General features: G+C 67.8%; 1 protein-coding gene. It reads left to right on the top strand.

Features of this window, described 5'->3' with window-relative positions; all coding sequences use genetic code 11:
• Nucleotides 1-111: 111 nt before the first annotated feature.
• Complete coding sequence (locus AB0D34_RS47250) at nt 112-1,533, top strand: IS4 family transposase (protein ID WP_362674392.1); 1,422 nt, start codon at nt 112-114, stop codon at nt 1,531-1,533.
• Nucleotides 1,534-1,548: the final 15 nt, after the last annotated feature.

Below are 1,548 nucleotides of genomic sequence, written 5' to 3'. Positions count from 1 at the left end.
GCAACGCCGTTGCCTTAGCAGTTCGGGCTGGGTGTCAAGTACCTGGTCATGGGGCGGGACCTCGAGTAGTTCCTGTGGTGTCGAGCCCAGGAACGAGCACTCGGAGGTCCCGTGCCGCAGCAGTCTGCCAGCGTCGGGCGGCGCCCGACACCCCTTGATGTCTATGCCCCGGGCCAGCTGGGCGAGTTGACCCAGATCATCGATCCCTGCCTGGTCGACGCCGTTGTCGACGAGACCGCCGCCCGGGAACAGCGGCTGCGGCTGCTTCCTGCGCGGGTGGTGGTGTACTTCGTGCTCGCGCTCGCCGTGTTCGAGGGAGTCTCGTATACAGGGGTATGGGCGAAGCTGACCGCCGGTCTCGGCAAGGCGGTGGCGGCATGCCCGTGTGCGTCGTCGCTGTCGCGTGCGCGACGCCGGGTGGGCACCGCACCGCTGCGTCGGCTCTTCGAGGTCCTGGCAGGCCCGGTTGCCTCTCCGACCCGACAACAGGACTCGTTCTACCGCGGACGGCGCCTGGTCGCCCTGGACGGCACCACCCAGTGCGTCCCCGACAATCCCGCTGTGACCTGGCACTTTCCCAAACACGTCGGCGAGGTGAAGGAGTTCGGCTATCCGATGCTCCGCCTCGTGGCCCTGGTGGAGTGCGGCACCCGCGCCCTGCTCGACGCCGCCTTCGGCCCCGATCGCATCGGCGAACTGTCCTACGCGCACCGCCTCCTGGCGAGCCTGGACTCCTCCATGCTGCTGCTGGCCGACGCCTACTACGACGCCGTGGACTTCCTCAACGCAGTATCCGAGACCGGCGCCGCGTTCCTGCTCCGCTCCACCCGAAAACGCCGCCCCACCACCCGGCTGGCACTCTCCGACGGCTCCTATCTGACCTTCATCCGCTCCCAGCACTACCGCGCCGGCCGAGGATACGGCCGACGCCTCCAGGTCCGGATCATCGAAGCCTGGATCACCGTCAGCCTCGAAGACGGCACCCAGCGCACCGAGTTGTGGCGCCTGATCACCAGCCTGCTCGACGCCGACCGCTATCCCGCCCGGGAGCTGATCGAGATCTACCACCGCCGCTGGGAGGCCGAGACCTGCTACTTCTCGCTGAAGTCCACCCTCCTGGACGGCCGCATCCTGCGATCCAGGACCGTTCCTGGCATCGAGCAGGAGTTGTACGCCCTCCTCACGGTCTACCAGGCCCTGATCCACACTGCGGACGACCTCACCTTCGTCCACGCGGAACTATCCGCACGCCGCGTCAGCTTCACGGTCCTGCTGCAGGCCGCCGCCGACACCATCGTCACGGGCGAGTTCCCGTCGATCACGGCTCCGGCCTCGCTGGTGGGCTCCATCGGCCGGGCCGCCCTGGCCGGCCTTCACCCGCCACGACCTCGCCACCGGTTGAAGGCGCGGCTACGCAAACGGCAGGGCAAGTACTCCTTCACCCACCACCGTCATCCCCGCAGGTGCATGCGCTACAAGCTCCACACCGCGATCATCACGGACGGCATTCTTGACAAGGCACCACCCAGCTAAACGCAACGGCGTTGC

The organism is Streptomyces sp. NPDC048420 (genome assembly GCF_040651535.1).
In the GTDB taxonomy this organism is placed as follows: domain Bacteria; phylum Actinomycetota; class Actinomycetes; order Streptomycetales; family Streptomycetaceae; genus Streptomyces.
This window is presented reverse-complemented; position numbering and strand designations above follow the sequence as displayed.